Origin of the sequence: Pedobacter sp. KACC 23697 (assembly GCF_045348445.1) — a bacterium.
In the GTDB taxonomy this organism is placed as follows: domain Bacteria; phylum Bacteroidota; class Bacteroidia; order Sphingobacteriales; family Sphingobacteriaceae; genus Pedobacter.
Genome location: NZ_CP157485.1, coordinates 3,826,101 through 3,845,372, shown reverse-complemented (window position 1 = coordinate 3,845,372; position 19,272 = coordinate 3,826,101). Strand labels below are relative to the sequence as shown.

Annotated in this window: 14 protein-coding genes; 6 read left to right on the top strand and 8 right to left on the bottom strand. The window is 37.6% G+C overall.

Going from position 1 to position 19,272, the window contains the following annotated elements; all coding sequences use genetic code 11:
• Positions 1–7: 7 nt before the first annotated feature.
• The 3 genes from ABEG20_RS15420 (at position 8) to ABEG20_RS15410 (ending at position 6,235) form a co-directional block, all read left to right on the top strand.
• The gene (locus ABEG20_RS15420) at positions 8–1,009 is read left to right on the top strand and encodes a PorP/SprF family type IX secretion system membrane protein (RefSeq protein WP_406824179.1); all 1,002 of its coding nucleotides are present in this window, start codon (positions 8–10) and stop codon (positions 1,007–1,009) included.
• Between the two features lie 71 nt (positions 1,010–1,080).
• Positions 1,081–3,081, top strand: a complete 2,001-nt coding sequence (locus ABEG20_RS15415; RefSeq protein WP_406824178.1) for an OmpA family protein — start codon at positions 1,081–1,083, stop codon at positions 3,079–3,081.
• A gap of 352 nt (positions 3,082–3,433) precedes the next feature.
• Entirely contained in the window at positions 3,434–6,235 is a 2,802-nt protein-coding gene (locus tag ABEG20_RS15410) for a thiopeptide-type bacteriocin biosynthesis protein (RefSeq protein WP_406824177.1), read from the top strand.
• Here ABEG20_RS15410 and ABEG20_RS15405 read toward each other — a convergent pair.
• Entirely contained in the window at positions 6,232–7,347 is a 1,116-nt protein-coding gene (locus tag ABEG20_RS15405; protein WP_406824176.1) for a sensor histidine kinase, read from the bottom strand. The genes ABEG20_RS15410 and ABEG20_RS15405 overlap by 4 nt on opposite strands.
• A gap of 144 nt (positions 7,348–7,491) precedes the next feature.
• Here ABEG20_RS15405 and ABEG20_RS15400 point away from each other — a divergent pair, with 144 nt between their 5' ends.
• Positions 7,492–7,635, top strand: a complete 144-nt coding sequence (locus ABEG20_RS15400; protein WP_406824175.1) for a hypothetical protein — start codon at positions 7,492–7,494, stop codon at positions 7,633–7,635.
• Positions 7,636–7,747: 112 nt separating this feature from the next.
• On the opposite strand, the gene ABEG20_RS15395 is transcribed toward ABEG20_RS15400, so the two are convergent.
• Positions 7,748–8,494 (bottom strand): LytR/AlgR family response regulator transcription factor, encoded by a 747-nt coding sequence (locus ABEG20_RS15395; RefSeq protein WP_406824174.1) that lies wholly within the window; start codon positions 8,492–8,494, stop codon positions 7,748–7,750.
• Between the two features lie 375 nt (positions 8,495–8,869).
• On the opposite strand from ABEG20_RS15395, the gene ABEG20_RS15390 reads away from it, so the two are divergent.
• Together ABEG20_RS15390 and ABEG20_RS15385 are read left to right on the top strand one after the other, a co-directional pair.
• On the top strand, positions 8,870–9,244 hold the full coding sequence (locus ABEG20_RS15390; protein ID WP_406824173.1) for a hypothetical protein: 375 nt from the start codon (positions 8,870–8,872) through the stop codon (positions 9,242–9,244).
• Positions 9,245–9,263: 19 nt separating this feature from the next.
• Positions 9,264–9,755, top strand: a complete 492-nt coding sequence (locus ABEG20_RS15385) for a type I restriction enzyme HsdR N-terminal domain-containing protein (RefSeq protein WP_406824172.1) — start codon at positions 9,264–9,266, stop codon at positions 9,753–9,755.
• A gap of 143 nt (positions 9,756–9,898) precedes the next feature.
• On the opposite strand, the gene htpG is transcribed toward ABEG20_RS15385, so the two are convergent.
• The 6 genes from htpG to ABEG20_RS15355 form a co-directional block, all read right to left on the bottom strand.
• Positions 9,899–11,785: a molecular chaperone HtpG gene (gene htpG, locus ABEG20_RS15380; RefSeq protein ID WP_406824171.1), complete on the bottom strand. Its 1,887-nt coding sequence runs from the start codon at positions 11,783–11,785 to the stop codon at positions 9,899–9,901.
• 601 nt (positions 11,786–12,386) lie between these two features.
• Entirely contained in the window at positions 12,387–13,124 is a 738-nt protein-coding gene (locus tag ABEG20_RS15375; RefSeq protein WP_406824170.1) for a DUF4241 domain-containing protein, read from the bottom strand.
• 108 nt (positions 13,125–13,232) lie between these two features.
• Entirely contained in the window at positions 13,233–13,625 is a 393-nt protein-coding gene (locus ABEG20_RS15370) for a PleD family two-component system response regulator (RefSeq protein WP_406824169.1), read from the bottom strand.
• Positions 13,626–13,732: 107 nt separating this feature from the next.
• Positions 13,733–14,596: an N-acetylglucosamine kinase gene (locus tag ABEG20_RS15365; RefSeq protein WP_406824168.1), complete on the bottom strand. Its 864-nt coding sequence runs from the start codon at positions 14,594–14,596 to the stop codon at positions 13,733–13,735.
• A 252-nt stretch (positions 14,597–14,848) separates the two neighbouring features.
• Complete coding sequence (locus ABEG20_RS15360) at positions 14,849–16,159, bottom strand: TolC family protein (RefSeq protein WP_406824167.1); 1,311 nt, start codon at positions 16,157–16,159, stop codon at positions 14,849–14,851.
• A 1-nt stretch (position 16,160) separates the two neighbouring features.
• Complete coding sequence (locus ABEG20_RS15355; protein ID WP_406824166.1) at positions 16,161–19,271, bottom strand: efflux RND transporter permease subunit; 3,111 nt, start codon at positions 19,269–19,271, stop codon at positions 16,161–16,163.
• Position 19,272 lies beyond the last annotated feature (1 nt).

The following is a 19,272-nucleotide window of genomic DNA, read 5'->3' as shown; positions in this document are numbered from 1 at the left end:
AAAGACCATGAAAATACTATCGGCTTTAAAAATATATGTTGCAGTGCTGGGATTGCTGCTGTTTACAGCTAAGTCCTTTGCACAAACTGATCCGCATTTTTCACAATATTATGCAAACCCATTATACCTCAACCCGGCCTTAACCGGGGTAATAGATGGAGATTACCGTGCAACTGTAAATTTTAAACAACAATGGAGTGCATTGAACAGTTCTTTTTTAACCGGTGGCGCATCGTTTGATATGGCCCCAAAAAAGAACTTCGCATTTGGTGCCACCATTTTAAACCAGCGGGCGGGAGAGCTGGATTTTAACTATCTCTCAGCTCTGGTATCAGGTTCGTACCGTTTAAGGTTTGGTAACGAGGGCCTGCAGATGGTGAGTTTTGGCTTACAGGCCGGTATCATCAACCGTAGTTTCGATTTTTCTCAGGCCAGGTTTGGTAACCAGTATAATCCAATTACGGGTTATGATGGTGGTATGATGAGCGGCGAAACACTTTCATCTCAATCATCTTTGGTTCCTGATGTAAATGCAGGTATCATGTTCTTTGATGGTGATCCGAACAAGGGCGTAAATGTTTTTTTAGGGGCTAGTGCAGCGCATTTAACCCGGCCTATGGATCGTTTCTCGGGAACAAATTCACGGCTTCCGGTACGTTTTACCGCACATGGAGGCGCCAGGATCAAGGCTTCAGCGTTATTGGATATTGTACCCAATGCATTATTTATGTATCAGGGTAATACAAATGAAGTTTCGCTGGGTGCTTATGCACAACTTAACGTTAATCCATCTGCTAACATTCTATTTGGTGGTAATTATCGCAATAAAGATGCTGCCATTGCTTTTGTGGGTTTGCAGCTAAAAAATATGGTTTTCGGATTAAGTTATGATATAAATACCTCTTCTTTTAATCGTGCATCAAACAGCAACGGTGGTTTAGAGCTTTCCATATCGCTTATCGGCCGCAATGGCATAATTGGTCCAAACTTCTTTTGCCCACGTTTATAATTAATCAAATGAAACCAGTATGATTTCCGATCATAATGGCTTCATCATCATTTGAAAACAAGTTTAAAAAGATGAAAAAAATATTACTCTTTTTGTTAGTGGCATTTGGCGGTTTTGCAAACGCACAGTATGTGGTGAACTATAAAAAGGTTGCAGATACTTATTTTGAAAATAAGGATTATTACGCAGCATCAACTTTTTATAAAAAGGCCTTAAAAATAACCGGCGATAGTACCCAGGCTATTTTACCATATGGTAAAGAAAGAAAATCAGCAGATGATGATAAAGTAATAGAAGATTATGAAGGATCTGTTTACAACCTTGCAGAATCCAGTAGGCTTTACAGGGAATTTAACGAGGCTGAAAAATACTATGCTATAGCCATAACCTTTACCAATACACGTTTCAGAAAGGCCTTATTTTATTATGCTGAAAGCTTAAGGGCAAATAAAAAATTTAATCAGGCTATTGATGCATTTCAGCAGTTCATCCAGAAAAATCCCGGCGATGTTTTAGCTAAAGATGCCCAAAAGGAAATTGAATCATGTAAGTTTGCCATCGGAGAAATGCGTTTTCCACGTATGATACAGGTTAGAAAAGTACCGGCCAATATAAATGGCTTAGGATCTAATTACGCACCCGTTAAAATCAATAACGAGTTGTATTTTACCTCATCCCGTCCGGTCGCTGTAGGGAGTAAAAAAGACATGGTTAAAACGGATGCCGGAGAAATTCAGGTATCAACTAAATCTAATCCGTTTATTAATAATATCTATATAGCTAAAGGAGAATTAACTTCGGTTGATATTGCTGTAAAGAAAGTTGATATTAATTTTCCTAAAAACATAGAAATTGCTGCAGCCACTTTTACTCCTGACGGAAATACGATGTACTTTACTGCCTGGAAGGATAAAGAAAAATATGCTATTTACTCTTCAAAAAAAACTGGCGATAAATGGGCGGATCCTCAACCTGTTGGTTTACAGGTAAACAGCAAAGATTTTAATTCTTCACAACCTTTCGTTACCAGCGATGGTAAGTTTCTGCTTTTCTCGTCTGATAGAAGCGGTGGTTACGGTAAATTCGATCTTTGGTATTGTACCTTGCGTGAAGATGGTTCATTAGGTCAGGCAGTAAATTTTGGTCCGACTATCAATACCGAAGATGACGAGCGTGCACCATACTATAATTCTTTAACCAGAAAGTTATTGTTCAGTACCGATGGCCGAGTAGGTTTCGGTGGTCTTGATTTCTTTGAGTCGGATGGCGATCTGGTCAATTGGTCTAACCCTAAAAACATGGGTTATCCATTCAATTCATCGAAAGATGATCTTTATTTTACCGCAACTGATGATAAAGGAATAAAAGGATATATCAGCTCTGATCGCGAATCATCTTGCTGTTTGGAAGTATTTGAAGTGAAAAAGGAATACCTTTCCATAGCAGGTCTTTTAACCGATTGTAAAACAAAATTGCCTTTAGCAGGTGCCAGTGTAACTTTAACCAATGCAGAAGGATCGCAGAAAATAACTACGGGAACCGATGGTATTTACAGGTTTAAAGTAGATTCGAAAAGACCGATCAAATTGCTTTTAGCAAAAGATAATTACTTCGCCATTACTAAAAATTATCTTTACGAGGAATTGGCAAAAGCAGATACCCTGATTGATAAAGATTATTGTCTAAGTCCTTTTAAATTGGGCATACCAATCACATTGGAAAATATTTATTATGAATTTAACAGTGCCGAACTTACCGAGCCTTCTAAAAAAGTATTGGACTTCCTGATCCCGATTATGGAAGATAATCCGGAAATGGAAATTGAGCTGGGCGCTCATACCGATAATATCGGAACAGATGAGTACAACCTGGATCTATCGAACAGAAGAGCAAAATCTTGTACAGATTATCTGGAAAGTAAAGGAATTGCCGCGGCCAGAATGACTTCTAAAGGATATGGAGAGTCGATGCCTGTTGCGCCAAACGAAATTATGGTAAAGCGCAAGAAAAAGGATAACCCTGAAGGAAGGGCAAAAAACAGAAGAACAGAGTTTAAAGTAACCAAAAAATAAGGTATATAATCATCCTGTTGAGCCATCTTTCTGAAAAGGAGATGGCTTTTTTGTGCTGGTTGATGTATTTGTTAACCTACGCTATTATGCTTTAAATTTTTAATCCACTATTAAAGGATTGGAAATCCTTAGTTTATTCAGAAAGGGTTACCATTCCGGATTAACCTTTTGCCGCCATGTAGCCCTGGTCTCGTGTGTTCAACTAACGAAAAACCAATGGGCAACCATTTGAGATCGGTTATTACTGTAGATTAATTTTTGAGAGAAATTATGAATATATTTTCTCCAATTCTAAACTGAAAATTAATAATTGAATTAATCTTTGTAATTTTCGGCTTATCTTTTAAACGCAATGAAGCTCAATATCCAACCAACCATAATTTTTAGAACACCTAAATTTTCATATCAATCCGAACTGTTAGATTGTTGGGAGGAATTGAAGTCTGCCATTTCAATATCATCATCAGCTTTTTACGAAACCATAAAAGAAGTAAAGGCAAACGAACTCCAGGATCTTCCACCTAAGGTTTATTTTACCATTTGGAAATATTTTAACCGTGCAAAATTCCGGTCAACCCCTTATGGCACTTTTGCTGGTTTTAGCTTATTAAACGATGCCATTAAACCATCTGAAAGCAGGATAGTGATTGAAGAGATTCAAAAAGTAGGTGAACTGATAGATTGGCCTTATAAAAATAATCTTCAATTGCCATTGGCAGACCTGTTGCAGAAGAACTGTCTATTATTTAGCAACAGCAGCTATTACTTAACATCCAATAGTATCCGTTATATAGCCTGCACTGAAGGCGTTTTCGAACTGGCCGAGTTAGATCAAAACGACTTTGTACAGCAGATATTAGCTGCTTGCTTAAAGCCGGTCCGGATTAACGATCTGGTAAAACAATTAAATTTAAATGATGATGAAATTCAGAATTTGTTTGGTTTGTTGCATGACATGTATGATTTACAGCTTGTTTTTACCAACTACGATCCCAATATCATCGGAGAAGATTATTTTGAACGTTTAGGCCTTACCGCTACGGCTGATTTGCCTAAATACCTTATTGCGCAGCGTACAGTTTTGTCTGGATGTATCAATGAACGTTCGCTTCAGGCCATTCCGGGTTTGATTGGTATGCTCCATAACATCATGCCGGTAAAAGATCATGATGCCCTTGGTCAGTTTCAGGTTAGGTTCAAGAAGAAATTCGAAGATCAGGAAGTACCATTGTTACTGGCACTGGATCCTGAAATGGGCGTGGGCTACGATGAGTTGGAACAATCCGGTCAAAAAAGTGATTTTATTACACACTTTATTAATAAGCCTGCTAAAAAGGCAGAATCAGACAGTATTAAAGCAGCATTAAAAACTTATCTTACTGAACATAAATTCGAAAAAGATAAGCCAATTTATCTGAACAGGATGGCATTCGCACCGAAGCAGAAATTAACATCATTGCCTAATTCTTTCAGTATGGTGATGTCAGTTCATGATGAGCTGATTTTTGTAGAACAGATTGGTGGCGCAACTTCCAATGCATTAAGCGGAAGATTTACCATGGCAGATGAATTGGTAACACATTATGCGAAAAATATTGCAGCTGCAGAACAACAGGCAAACCCCGATGTTCTGTTTTTTGATGTAGCCTATATGGTAGAAGCCAATGTAGATAATGTTAACCGGCGCAAGTTGATTTATGGGCATCAATTGTCAATTTTAAATTTCGATACTTCGGCAGCTCCACTTGCTTTAAATGATATACAGATTTCAGTAAAGGGCACAGAGATTATTCTTCGCTCTAAGCAGTTAAATAAACGGTTGGTACCAAGAATGGCTTCTGCCTATAATTACATTCGTTCAGATCTTTCTGTATTCAGGCTATTGTGTGATCTGCAGCATCAGGGCTTGCAAACAAATCTTTCCTTTCCGCTCGATGCTATTATTCCGGATCTGGATTATTATCCAAGGCTACAATATCAGAATATTGTTTTAAGCAATAACAAATGGAGAATTAAAAAAGAAGCGTTGTTAGGGGCTGATCAAAAAAAAATGATATCCATTGCCGAATGTAGATCATACCTGAATAATTTAGGTGTTAGCGAATATTTTAAAGCAGGTATTTCCGATCAAACCTTATGCTTCGGCCTACAGAATGACGATGATATAAATGCTTTTCTGCAATATGTGTTAAAACAGGGTAATATTTACATTGAAGAAATGGTAATGCCTCAAAATAGCATTGTCGTTGATGAAGCAGCGAAACCCTATTTAGCGCAGTTTGTTCTAAGCATAGGCCACAGCGAACAAATTTACCGTGGTTGGGCTCAGACAGCTGCAAATACTGATGTGACGCGCTTTTTTCTGCCAGGTAAAGAATGGCTGTATTTTGAAATTTATTGCCATCAGCAACGTAGTGATCATATTTTGACCGAAGTAATCGCCCCCTTTCTTAGTACTTATACAGAATTGGTCAAATCATGGTTTTTTATCCGCTACAATGAAAATGGAAACCACATCAGGTTTAGGGTACAACTTAACAATCCAGAAGACGGACAGTTGCTAACCTCAAATTTGATGGATGATCTGGAACTGTTTTTAAATTCAGGTTTGGTATCAGATGTACAGATTAAAACCTACAGGCGTGAGTTGGAGCGTTATGGCAGCGATATGATCGAAGATGTTGAACAACACTTTGCTATAGATAGTGAATTTGTATTCTCGCTTTTAGAAACACAGACCGATGATTTCAATAAATATAGATGGTGCAGTCTTTTGTTTTCCAGGATTATTGAATCTGACATTTTGGACAGGTTGGCCATCAGCAAGATCGTAAGACTAATGTCTGATAGCTTTAATGAAGAGCATAGGTTAGATGCGGCCGATTTTAAACAATTAAATAGTCATTATCAGGAATTTCGAAAAACAGAATGGGCAGCATCAACTGCGGAACAGGAGCAGCGGTTTAGTGTGTTTTCAGGTTCGTTCATCAAAATGCTTCAGCAATGTGCAGCGGAAAATGCATTAAAGCTATTAACCGATTTAATACATATGCATGTAAACCGTCTTTTTAGTAAAGATCAGCGTACGCACGAAATGGTGATGTACTATTTTCTGCTAAAAGATATCCAGCGTCAGCATGCAACAAAAATTTAACGGTTTAGCCTGGCCAATGGATTAACGACCATTACCTCTATTTCAGTAATATAGCGATTAAGCTGATCTTGGTAATACCTGAATACATAAGCATTGCCATAAAAACTATTAAGGCGTTTGCCAACATTGTCAATCCCTACATGATGGCTTTCTGTTTGTTTGCCTTTATTATCATTAATCATGTTGATGGTACTGATATTCAGCCTGTCATGTTCGTAAGCGATTTTAATAATTGCCGGCTGCGTAGAGTGCGAAACATTTCCGTGCTTAAATATATTTTCGACCAGCGTTAGTAAGATAAGAGGCGGAAATCTTAATCCGAACATATCGCCGGTTACTTTGAGTTCCAGGTTGATGGTATTGGCCGTTCGGAGTTTATGGAGATTGATAAGGTGTTCAATCTGTTCAATTTCTTCATTAAGCGGAACCATCTCTGATGCTGCAGGGCGTTTTAACGCATAACGCATCATTTCTGCCAGGTTCATAATGGCATCAGCTGCCATGGGTGCCTTTTTGCGGGCATCGTTATAAATAAAGTTTAAGGTATTAAATAAAAAGTGTGGATTGATCTGGCTACGCAGATAATTGTTTTGCGATTGAACCAGATCATTTTCTAAAGCCTGTTTCTCTATTTGGGTAACCAGGTTCTGTCGTTCTAATGCTTCTACTTTCTTTTGGTCCTGAAATGATTTAATAAGATAAACATAACCGGTTGCGAACCCGATAAAATATAGTGATCTATACATGCAGGACAATACGAAATCACGCGGTACAAAGTTTGCCATGTTGAATTCTATGATCCTGATTTTTTGAAACAACAAAAGGAGTATATAACTTGCCATAATGTAGATGGCTAACATTGCAGCAATCAGTAATAGAATGTTTATAATTCTGAGGGGAGTACTTTTTTTACTCAATACTTTTTTGAGCAAAAAAGCATGAAGATAAAATGTAGCAATATTAGTGGAATAAATGAGAAGATAGATGCCCGGTGGTTTAAATTGTTTAGATGCATAACCTAAAATAAATACTTCATATATGATGTAAATACTCCAGATAAGCAGGTGGAGTTTGTATTTTTTATATAATGTTTTGAGGGCTGAAAAATTCATTTTTTCGCTTTTAATCTATTAAAATAGGGTTTTTGTCTCCTAAAATTGGGGTTTTGTGTAAAAAAATGGTGCTGGTTAATTTTAGGCTGCATCTTTACAGAAATTAATAACAACCATAAATAATCACATATAAATATTAATATCATGAAAGCGCAACACACAACTAAACTAGCTAAAAAAACTGTTTTCGTTTATAAAAATATCAAAGCTCAAAATAATTATTCTACAACGCCTACAGGTGACCAAAGCCATACAATAGTAATGACCAGCTGGATTGCAGTTTTATAAATATAAGTCAATTAATGAACTAATTTATACCAGATCATAATCATGAAAGCCCGGTGATCAAGGTCATACTATAATTACGAGTGCTACAGTTAGCAATATGATATTTTAATATCTACTGATTGCGGTTCGATTTTAATAAACTGCTCTGTACATAGGCGAAGAAAGTTTCTTTATAACCTTCGCCAATTTGTATCATCTCGTTATTCACCAAACGGATTATATTTCCATCTACTTTTTTGATTGCCGATTTAGCCACGATGTTCGATTTATTAACACGGATAAAAGGGTGGTTTTCTAAGGCCTTTTCAATTTCCTTAAGTGTAAGATAGGTGGTATGGATTTCAGATTTGGTAATAATCTGTATATAATTTTGTAATGCTTTGATATAAAGTATTTCATCAATAGCAATATTGGAAAAAGCATATTTATGGTCGCCTTTAATATAAAGGGCCGCAACCTGATCCGCTTCTTTCATAGTAGCCTTGCTATTATTATTTGATTCTTTTTTTAAAATCCTGTCTACACCTAAAGCAAATTTTGCAAAGGAAATAGGTTTTAATAAATACTGATCTGATTGTACATCAAATGCCTGCAGGGCATAATCGGGATGCGCAGTAGTAAAAATCAAATACTTTGCTTTTTCCCTGATATTTTTGGCCAGTTCTAATCCATTTATTCCTGGCATATCAATATCCATAAATAATAAATCAATTTCGTCTTCGATACTTATTTCGGTAAGTGCCTGGACAGGACTGGTAAAAGTTTTAAAAACTGTCAAGCCAGGCATTTCTGCAATATGGTCAGTTAACACTTCAATTGCATGTTGCTCGTCGTCTATAACAACGCATTTTAGATTCATGAGTAAAATTTGTTGGTTTATTTGATTTGAATGCAAGTTAAATAAAAATGAATTGAATTAACAATTGCGCCTCAAAAAAACTTGTTTCCCGGTTTTGTCTATAAAAAACCTGGGTTTCGTGTAATATTCTGGGGGGTTGATGTAAAAAAATTATTCGCACCCCTTCTTTTTATAATCTTTATACTGTTTGCCAAAAACAAATAATTAGTGGTCAGAAGCTACTAATTAAAAAACATCTGCCTGCCCAATCTTGTGTAGCCTGTAGATAATAATATTAAAAACAGGCCATACAATACTGGGTTAGACTATTAAACTTAAAAAACAAGAAATACCGAAAAACAAAGAATATTCCCCCTACATCTACCAATCCTCCACATGAAAAACAACGAATACGAATATTTACTTAATAAAATCTACTACAAAGGTATTCTGGAAAATCAAGGAATCAACTCCGATATGTACCAAAGAATGCAGAATGAATATAGCAATCTTGATGGACAACAGCCTGTTAGGGGCCAGTTAGATGGAGAATATGCATTCAGAAAATCATTTTTAGTTGTACGTAATTACGTTCAACAGGCTATCAAAGATGGCATGAAAAATTTTCAGTTTACGATGCAGACAAATGATATCAACAAATTGACTTATATGGTTGATATGTTGAACAGAAACTTTTTTGATAAACAAAGTTTAGATCAGATTATTGCTACTGCAAATTCGGTATTTAACCAATATCATTTAAAAAATTAACTACCTAATAGATAACAATATGGAATTGAAAGACGAAATCGGGCAATTTGCCGTAAGAATTAAGAAAATGCTTCCACAAGTTCAATCTGAGGATTTAACAAGGAACGCTTTAGTTATGCCTTTTATCCAAATCTTGGGATTTGACCCCTCTGAGGTTCAATCTGAGGCTGTTTTAGACTTCGGAGTTAAAAAAAGCAAAAAAGTTGACTACACCATTATGAAAGATGGCGAACCGACAATTCTTGTTGAATGTAAACACCACAACGATAATTTGGATATTCACGATTCGCGCTTATCTAAATACTTCCGTAAAACAAAAGCTAAATATGGTTTATTAACCAATGGCTTAGTTTATCGCTTTTATACAGAGAAAATGGTAAGATCAAAGAAAAATCAAGAGCCATTGTTCGAGTTTAAATTAACTGACACTAAAGCAGCTATCATTGCAAAAATGATCCAAGATCATAAAGATTACTTTAATGTAGATCAAAGAGCTCATGTAGCCAGCTAACCATATTAATTTTAATTTAAAAGTTCCCAAAAAATCTCATCCAAAAAGTCTTGATCTGATCAGGACTTTTTTTTGTTCCGCTCTGTAAAACAAAAAAGGAGAAACCGGCCCGGTTTCTCCTTTTAAAGGATAGGATTTTTTAATTATATTAATTCTACGCTTCTGCTTACAAAAGCTGTTAACTCTGCTCCGGTTAACATACCTTGTGCTAAAAGCGCTAAATCTACTGCTTGTTTGGCCAAAGTGCTTCGTTCTGCTTCATCAGCGTTTAAAATCTTGCTGATCAACTTGTGGTTCCCGTTAATGGCAACCTTGTAATTGTCTGGCATTTGGCCGTAAAAATTCATTCCACCGCCCATAGCAGCCATATCTTTCATACGGCGCATAAACTCATCCATGGTAATCGTTACAGGCAGTTCCTCAGGGTGTAAAGCCACTATTTCTACATGCATACCTGGTTTGGTAATTGCTTTTTCAAAAATAGTGGTCACTTCTTTTACCTGATCTTCATTTAAAACATGCTCATTTTGCTCGTCTTTCTCAATTAATTTATCTGCAACGCTAGAGTCAACACGTTTAATTGATGTTTTCTCTAACTTTTGCTCCAATTGATTGATAAAGTGATTATCGATAGGCGAATCCAGCACTAAAACATCGTAATCTTTTTTATTGGCTGATTGGATAAAAGCATCTTGTTTAGCAGCATCATTCGTGTATAAATACACAACCGTGCCGTTTTTATCAGTCTGTAAAGGAGATACTTTTTCTTTGTATTCAGGAAGTGTGAAAAGCTCGTTTTTCGTGTTGCCTACTAAAGCAAAATCTTTGGCTTTGTCGTAAAACTTCTCTTCGCTGATCATACCGTATTTAACAAAAAGACCAATGTCTTTCCATTTATCTTCATAAGCTTTACGGTCTTTAGCAAATAGCTCACCTAATTTATCAGCAACCTTTTTGGTAATGTAGTTGTTGATCTTTTTAACATTGCTATCGGCCTGCAGGAAACTACGCGATACATTTAAAGGAATATCAGGAGAGTCGATTACACCATGTAATAACATTAAAAATTCAGGAACAATATCTTTAACCTCATCAGTAATAAATACCTGGCGGGAGTACAATTTGATTTTGTTGCGTTGCATTTCAAAATCGTTTTTCAACTTAGGGAAATACAGTACGCCGGTTAAATTAAATGGATAATCAACATTCAGGTGGATCCAGAATAATGGTTCTTCACTAAATGGATATAACTCACGGTAAAAGTTTAGGTAATCCTCGTCTGACAAATCTGCAGGGGCTTTTGTCCAGATCGGGTTAGTGGTATTGATAATGTTATCAACTTCAACATCGCTAAATTTAGCTTTACCTTCTTCATCTACGCCATCTTCAACCGATTCGGTTTTAGTACCAAACTTAATCGGAACTGGTAAAAATTTAGCATATTTATTAAGGATTTCCTGTAGTTTACTTTCTTCTAAAAATTCTTCCGAATCTTTGTTTACATGGAGGATAATATCGGTACCACGGGTAGTTTTAGTACCTTCAGTAATCTCAAATTCTGTACTTCCATCGCAAACCCAACGTGCTGGCTCGGCGCCATCCTGGTACGATAAAGTTTGAATTTCAACCAAATCAGCAACCATAAAGGCCGAATAGAACCCTAAACCGAATTTACCGATGATTTCATTGGCATCTTTTGCATCTTTAAATTTCTCTACAAACTCACTTGCGCCAGAAAATGCAACCTGGTTGATGTACTTTTTAATCTCTTCGGCCGTCATTCCCAAACCGTTATCGCTAATGGTAATGGTTTTTGCTTCCTTATCAACCGCAACTTGTACCAATGGCGCACCAACTTCGCCATTAAATTGACCTAGGGAACCCAGTCTTTTAATTTTCTGGACTGCATCTACTGCGTTAGAAACCAACTCACGAAGAAAAATTTCGTTATCAGAGTATAAAAATTTCTTAATTATCGGGAAAATATTCTCGGTGTGTATAGAAATATTTCCTTTTTCCTGTATGCTCATATGTAAATAATTGTTTAATCTATATCGAGCATATCAAGGGTTGTTCCAAAAGAATTTGTTTGCCAAAATGACAGATATAAGTGAGAGGGAAAATGTATGTTATTCATTTCTGGGTGCCACTATTCATATAATCTCCATCTCTGATTCCTGGTTGCCTGACTGGTGTCTCAAAGACTGGCAGGCTGTAGCTTGTGTACCAGGATATAATTTGTTTTATTAAGTAATTTGAAGCTACGATTTTGGAAAACAAAGCCTGTATTCCTATTCATGTTAGCCCCGCTGTATCTTCTGCCCTGATAAAAAATCGGGGGCATTCGTGCAATCGCGTTTAGATCTGGCCGTGCTGTGCCACAATAGGGGGCACTTATTGCTTTTATTCCATGGTCGTTATTTCCGCTACGTTGTTAAATTAAGCACGGTCTTTGTCAGTCTGAGTGGAGTCGAAGACCTTTTTCTTAAGTAGTCGGTTCAGATTCCATGATCTGTTGCTCCAGACTAATGGCTTTAACTCGGAAAGCAATACTATTATTTATCAGTGAATTAAGATGCCCAATCAAGTTGGGAATGACGATCAGCCAAAATCAAAATCTCATGGAAAAAGTTACTCATCTTCACCATAAGCCAATTCAATATCTATAAATTGAATAATTAGCGAACATACCTTACCTTCAATATCAAAACCATAATAAACCGGGTAGGCGCCATCGCCAAAACCACTCTGGAAAAATGGAATATGATAGTCTGTTCCGGGGATTTTCCAGTTGATCCAGTCGCCGGCTTCGCGTTGATAAATTGGATTTTCAACGTAATTAGCTGCAAAAAGTGCTGCGAAATAATCATCATAGAGGTTTTTACCCGGATGTTCGCTATGAAATTTATCCTGAAACGTACAGAAATGTTTTAGTGTTTCTTTATCCAGAACACAACCTAAACCCGCATCCACATTAAAACCAAAAAATTGTCCTTCAGTAAAATCAACCAGGTCTTCCGTACCAATTAATGCTTCTTCAAAGCGAATAGCATCATCAGCTGTAAACTGCACTTTAACGGCGGCATACCTTGCGCAATCTTCGCCATCGGGAACAACTACAGCTGCAGTTACCGGGAATTCGCCGGCAGGAACCTTAATTAAATATGGCTCAGCATCTTTTTGGATATATACCAACGGATCTCTAACCAGAATTTCTCCTGTAGGAATAGAAACACTTCCCAGTTCGAGGCGATCTATCTTTTTGCCCGCAACAGCTGTTTCTTCAAAATAATCGTTCAGATTATTGGGGCAGGTTAATAATGCACGTTTCTGGTTCCAGGTGTTTAACCATTCATTATCTGGTATCATGATGATTAGATTTATTTGGCATGAAGATAAATAATTGGTTTCATCAAAATAAAGAAGCCAAGAAAATTTAAGGTCTTCTTGGCTAAGTATTTTAATGTCGGATTAAATTTAATTTAAAAGAAAACTTGGTTTATCTTCTTCAAGTGAAAGAATTTTGGTGATCTTTTTAAGCAGTACATCCATTTGGAAAGGTTTTGATAAGAAATCATCCTGACCATAGTTTAAGGTTGTAAAATCTTTTTGATCGTACAAGCCAGAAATAAGCAGAATAGGGATTTTAGAGGTACTTTCAATTGATTTTAATTGTTCGCATAATACACGACCATCTATATGCCCAAGAGAGATGTCAAGTAAGATTAAATCAGGACTAAATTTTTCGATCCTATTAAAAATTTCCTCACCGTCGCTTAGTGCCGAAACTTTAAACCCTCCAATTTCCAGGATTAATTGTATGGTTTCTAAAACCTCAATGTCATCATCTACTACCAGTATTCTCTTCATATGTGTGTGCAATTATATGCTGTTAAAAGTATAACAAAAGTTTGCGTGGATATGTTTACAATCTTAAGGATATTTTAACAAATTATTATGTGAATGTATATTTTGACTTAGCTGGCCTGCTGAATAATGCCTTCTTTATGTAAAATGAAATTAAACAGTTCATCGATGGGCTTCTGTAAAATTTTGCCGGGCTCTATGCCATTTTCACGCAATACCGAAATAAGTGCATCCTGATAATAATAGGCAATTGAGCCTACAAAATGGCAAGGTACGTTTTTGTGTTTGGGATAGTCTTTAACATTCGTATCTACAAATTCCTGAAAGCCTGTTCTTAATATTTCCTGAATAAAAGCGTTGTCTGTATGGCTGGCCATGAAGCGGCTAAAGCCTGCCAGATAGATATTTGGAAAAGGTTTCTGATAAATATTGGTAATAATCTGTTCTTTTTCTGCAGGGAAAGATTTTTTAAACTCTGCCGCTAACGTGGCCGGCATTTTATTATACAGATAGCTTAAAAGCACTTTTTTCCCGAAGAAAGTGCCTGATCCCTCATCGCCGAGAACATAGCCCAGGCCATGGTGCCCATCGTGGATTTTTTTTCCGTCAAAGTAACAGATATTAGATCCGGTGCCTAGAATACAGTTTAAACCTTCTGCGTTTCCACAGGTGGCATATACGGAACCCAGAAGATCATGGTCTACAGAAATGAAAGCATTGCCAAAAACAGCTGATAAACCATTTGAAACGACTTCATGTTTGTCTGGAGAAGAACAACCCGCTCCAAAAAAATAGATTTCTTTTACCTCACCGGCATATTGTAACAAGGATTCATTTTTAGAAATCAGCTTGGTAATTTCTTGTTCACTTAAAAAATAAGGATTTATTCCAGGGGTACTAAATTTAATGGTTTCGCCATTATGATAACCCATCCAATCTGTTTTTGATGAGCCACTATCTGCAACAAGTATCATGGCAATAAATATAAAAATTAATTATAGTATTTTATATTTGAAATAATTTCGTTACCTCTTTTAACGCTTATTGGTGGTGTTTTAACGTGGATGCAGGTTTGGCGAAGCTTTTAACCAATGGCCTGGCAGCTTAAAAATTAATCAGAAAATAGTTTGATTTTAATGTTAAAAAAGGCTTTTTAACATTAACGAATGATTTAGCCACCGGCTATGCCTGATGTATCTGATAACTTTCTGGTTAGGGGTGAATTATTAGTTGACCAAATCAATACTTCCACTAATCGTTTTCAGCGTGTTTTCGGCTATTTTGGCCTGATATTGCATTTCGATGAAACGGTTTTGTGCATCAATGGCATTACGCTGTGCTTCTCTCAATTCTAATGGAGCTATGCTGCCCAAACGGTATTTTGCTAAAGTGATATCTAGATTCTCCTTCGCAATATCTACATTTCGCTGTTCTAATTTGATCAGATCCAAATAAGTACTATAATTTTCGTAGGCAGTAAGCAGCTGTGTATTTACATCCAGCTTGGTTTTGTTGAGGTTAAGGACTGAATTATCGATCTCTATTTTGGCATTACGTTCTTGCTGGCGCTGTAAAAAACCATTAAATAAATTGATACTTGCCGTTACGCCATAAGTAAATCCATTGGCCGCAAATTTTTGGTTAAAGCCGGTTGGGCTGGTACTGTTTGCCCTACTGTAACCAGAATTTAGGCTAACTGCAGGATAACGTGCCCCGCGGATGGATTTTAAATTTAACGAAGCAATGCGTTGATTGATAAATGCATTCTGTACGTCAGGGTTCTGCTTTTCGGCCATTTCGGCCATTTTGCTAAACAAGATGCCCTTATCCACATCAATGCTATCTGCAACAGAAAAGGTCGTACCGATATCCCTGACCATTAATTGGTTTAAACGGACTTTAGCAATCTGTAAAGCATTTTTGGTTTGCAGGTAATTTGATGTATCCGTATTGTAATCAACCTGTGCGGTTAATACATCCAGTTTTGAACCACGCCCCAGCTGTAATTTTGTTTTGGCAATATTGGTACGCAATACCGAAACATCCATTGCGCTATCAGCCGCCCTAACCAATTGTTGTTGTCTTACAATATCGTAATAGGCCGTAATTACATCTGCCACAGTAGTTAAAATGGTTAAACGTGAATTTAATTCGCCCTGTTTTTGCAGTTCTTTTAAACGATCGTAATTAGCAAACATGCGAAAACCATCAAAAACAGTCCAGTTTAATTCAGCACCATAACTGCTATTGGTACTCTTCGCTCCGGTAATTACCCGGTCCGGACCTGTTACCGGGCTTTGTCGTGTATTTTGGATACTTCCGCCATTGGAGTAATTTCCAGTTACATTAGGTAACATACCTGCATTGCCAATATTGGCATTATTCTTGGCTATATCGATCTGGTTTTTACTGATTTTGATGTCGTAATTATGCTGTAAAGCAATGGCAATGGCTTCCTGCAGGCTTAACTTTTCTTGTGCAAAACCCGAAAGCGATAAGCTTATCAGCAGGATAAATATTTTTAATTTCTTGCTCATCTTATTCTTCTGTATGTAAAGCTTCCTGTTCAAAACGATTTGCTTCTTTTAATTCTTGATTTGGTCGGTAAGGTTTGGCCCAGTAAGAGTAAATGGCCGGGATTACAAATAAAGTTAATACCAGAGAGAACAAGGTTCCGCCTACAATTACCGTTCCCATACTCATTCTGCTTTTTGCCGCAGCGCCCAATGCAAGTGCAATAGGCAGTGCCCCGATGGCAATGGCCAAACTAGTCATTAAAATTGGGCGTAAACGTGAAACCGCAGCTTCCCTGATGGCTTCGGGAATAGGGATGCCTTTTTCTTTAAGTTGATTAGCAAATTCTACAATTAAGATTCCGTTTTTGGTTACCAGGCCAATCAGCATAATGGTGCCGATCTGGCTGAAGATATTCCAGCTTTGGCCACATAACCAAAGTGATAAAAATGCACCTGCAACTGCCATTGGTACAGTTAAAATAATAATAACCGGATCTTTAAAACTCTCAAACTGCGCCGAAAGAATTAAATAAACTAAAAGAAGGGCCAAACCGAATGCGAAAAAGGTATTGGAAGAACTTTCCTTAAAATCGCGCGATTCTCCGCCTAAATCGGTAGAGAAAGTCTCATCTAATACTTTTTTTGAAATAGCATCCATTGCATCTATACCTTCGCCGATACTTTTGCCCGGTGCTAAACCTGCCGAAACGGTAGCCGCTATGAAGCGGTTGTTCCTGTACAGTTGTGGCGGACTGCTTTCTTCTTTGGCGGTTACCAGGTTATCAAGTTGCACCAATTCTCCTTTATCGTTACGTACATAAACCGAACTTAAATCCAACGGATCTTTTCTGTCGCCACGGTCAAACTGCCCAATGACCTGATATTGTTTCCCGTTCATGAAAAAGTACGAGAACCTTTGTCCGCTCAATCCTAAATTCAGGGTTTGGGCAATGGCAGAAATAGAAACGCCCAGATTTTTGGCCTTATCCCGGTCGATGGTGAGGTTAATTTCTGGTTTGTTAAATTTCAGGTTTACATCCGAAACCGTAAATGTTGGGTCTTTAGCTACTGCATCCATAAACAATGGGATTTTCTCCCGTAGCTTTTCAAAATTTTGTGCCTGGATGATGTAACTGATGGGTAAGCCGCCACGGCGCCCCACCGAAATGGTGGGTTGCTGGTTCACGATGGTTTTACCCTCGGTATATTTTTTAGTTACCCGGGTAAGCATATCTGCAATCTCCTTCTGTGAACGCTCACGTGTTTCCGGATCGGTTAAACCCATCCGTACAAAACCAGAGTTTACCGCGCCAGAGCCACCAAAACTTGGAGAAGTGATGGTAATGTTCACATTTTTTTCAGGTACAGAATCGATCACCAACTGATTTAGCTTCATGATAAACTTATCCGTATAGGCAAATGAAGCACCCTCTGGTGTAGATACATTGATGTTGATGGCACTCCTGTCATCGTACGGCGCAGTTTCTTTTGGTAATATTTTCCAGAAGAGGAAAATGAGTCCCATACAAACCAGGATAATCGGTACCGAAAGCCATCTTTTGGCTAAAAATTTATTCAGGTTTGATCCGTAGGCATCATTTAATTTTACAAAATAAGGTTCCGTCCAATTGTAAAATCTGGAAGGTTTATGTCCACCTTTTTTCATCAGGTAGGCATTTAACATCGGTGTAAGCGTAAGTGATACAAAGGCGGATACCAATACTGCGGCACCAATTACTACACCGAACTCTCTAAACAGGCGCCCAACAAAACCCTGTAAGAAAATTACGGGTAAGAATACGGCTGCAAGGGTGATGGAAATCGAAATTACCGCGAAAAAGATCTCGTTGGATCCTTTAATGGCGGCCTCAAATGGCGACATGCCTTCTTCAACCTTTTTAAAGATATTTTCGGTAACCACAATACCATCATCTACCACCAAACCCGTAGCCAGTACAATGGCCAGCAAACTCAGTACGTTTATGGAGAAGCCAAAGGCATACATGATAAAGAAAGTAAAAATCAAAGATACGGGGATATCGATCAATGGCCTAAAGGCGATGGCCCAATCTCTAAAGAACAGGTAAATGATCAGGATTACCAATACAAGTGATAAACCAATGGTTTCGGCCACTTCGGTTACCGAACGTTTAATGAAAAGGGTATTATCCAATGCCACTTTTAGTTTAATGTCTTGCGGGATATCAGCCTTTAACTTATCAAAACGTTTGTAAAATTCTTTGCTGATATCGAGGTAATTGGCTCCTGGCTGGGGGATAATGGCAATGGCTACCATCGGTTTGCCCGATTCGCGCAGAATAGTCTCTTCATTTTCTGGCCCTAAAACGGCAAAACCTACATCTTTGAGTTTAACTACCTGGTTGCTGTCAGCTTTTAAAATTAAGTTGTTAAACTGACTTTCGTTGGTCAGTTTTCCTAGGGTTTTAACCGTTAGTTCAGTGGTAGCCCCTGTAATTTTTCCGGAAGGGAGTTCTACGTTTTCATTATCTAAGGCCGTAACAATATCCTGCGAGGTTAACCCGTAAGCACTGAGCTTGTTCGGATCCATCCAGATGCGCATGGCATATTTCCTTTGCCCCTGGATTTGCACACTGCTTACCCCCGGAATGGTTTGGATCCGGTCGGCAATTACATTTTCGGCGAAATCACTTAATTCAAGTGTATTGCGTTTATCGCTCTGTATCGTCATCGATAAAATCGGATCGGAGTTGGCATCGGCTTTACTTACTACGGGTAAACCGTCAATATCTTTAGGTAAAGTTCTGGCCGCCTGCGATACTTTATCACGTACATCATTAGCGGCCTCTTCTATATTTTTATCAAGGTTAAACTCAATGGTAATATTACTTGCCCCCTGGTTACTCGACGAAGAAATATTTCTGATCCCATCAATAGAATTGATCGATTTTTCCAAAGGTTCGGTAATTTGCGATTCAATAATATCGGCATTAGCCCCAGGATATGAGGTTCTTACCGAAACTACAGTAGGGTCAATTGAAGGGTATTCGCGAACACCCAAAAAAGTATAACCTATAATCCCAAAAAGAACAATTAAAAGGTTCATCACAATGGCCAGAACAGGCCTCTTTATACTCGTAGTAGAGATACTCATA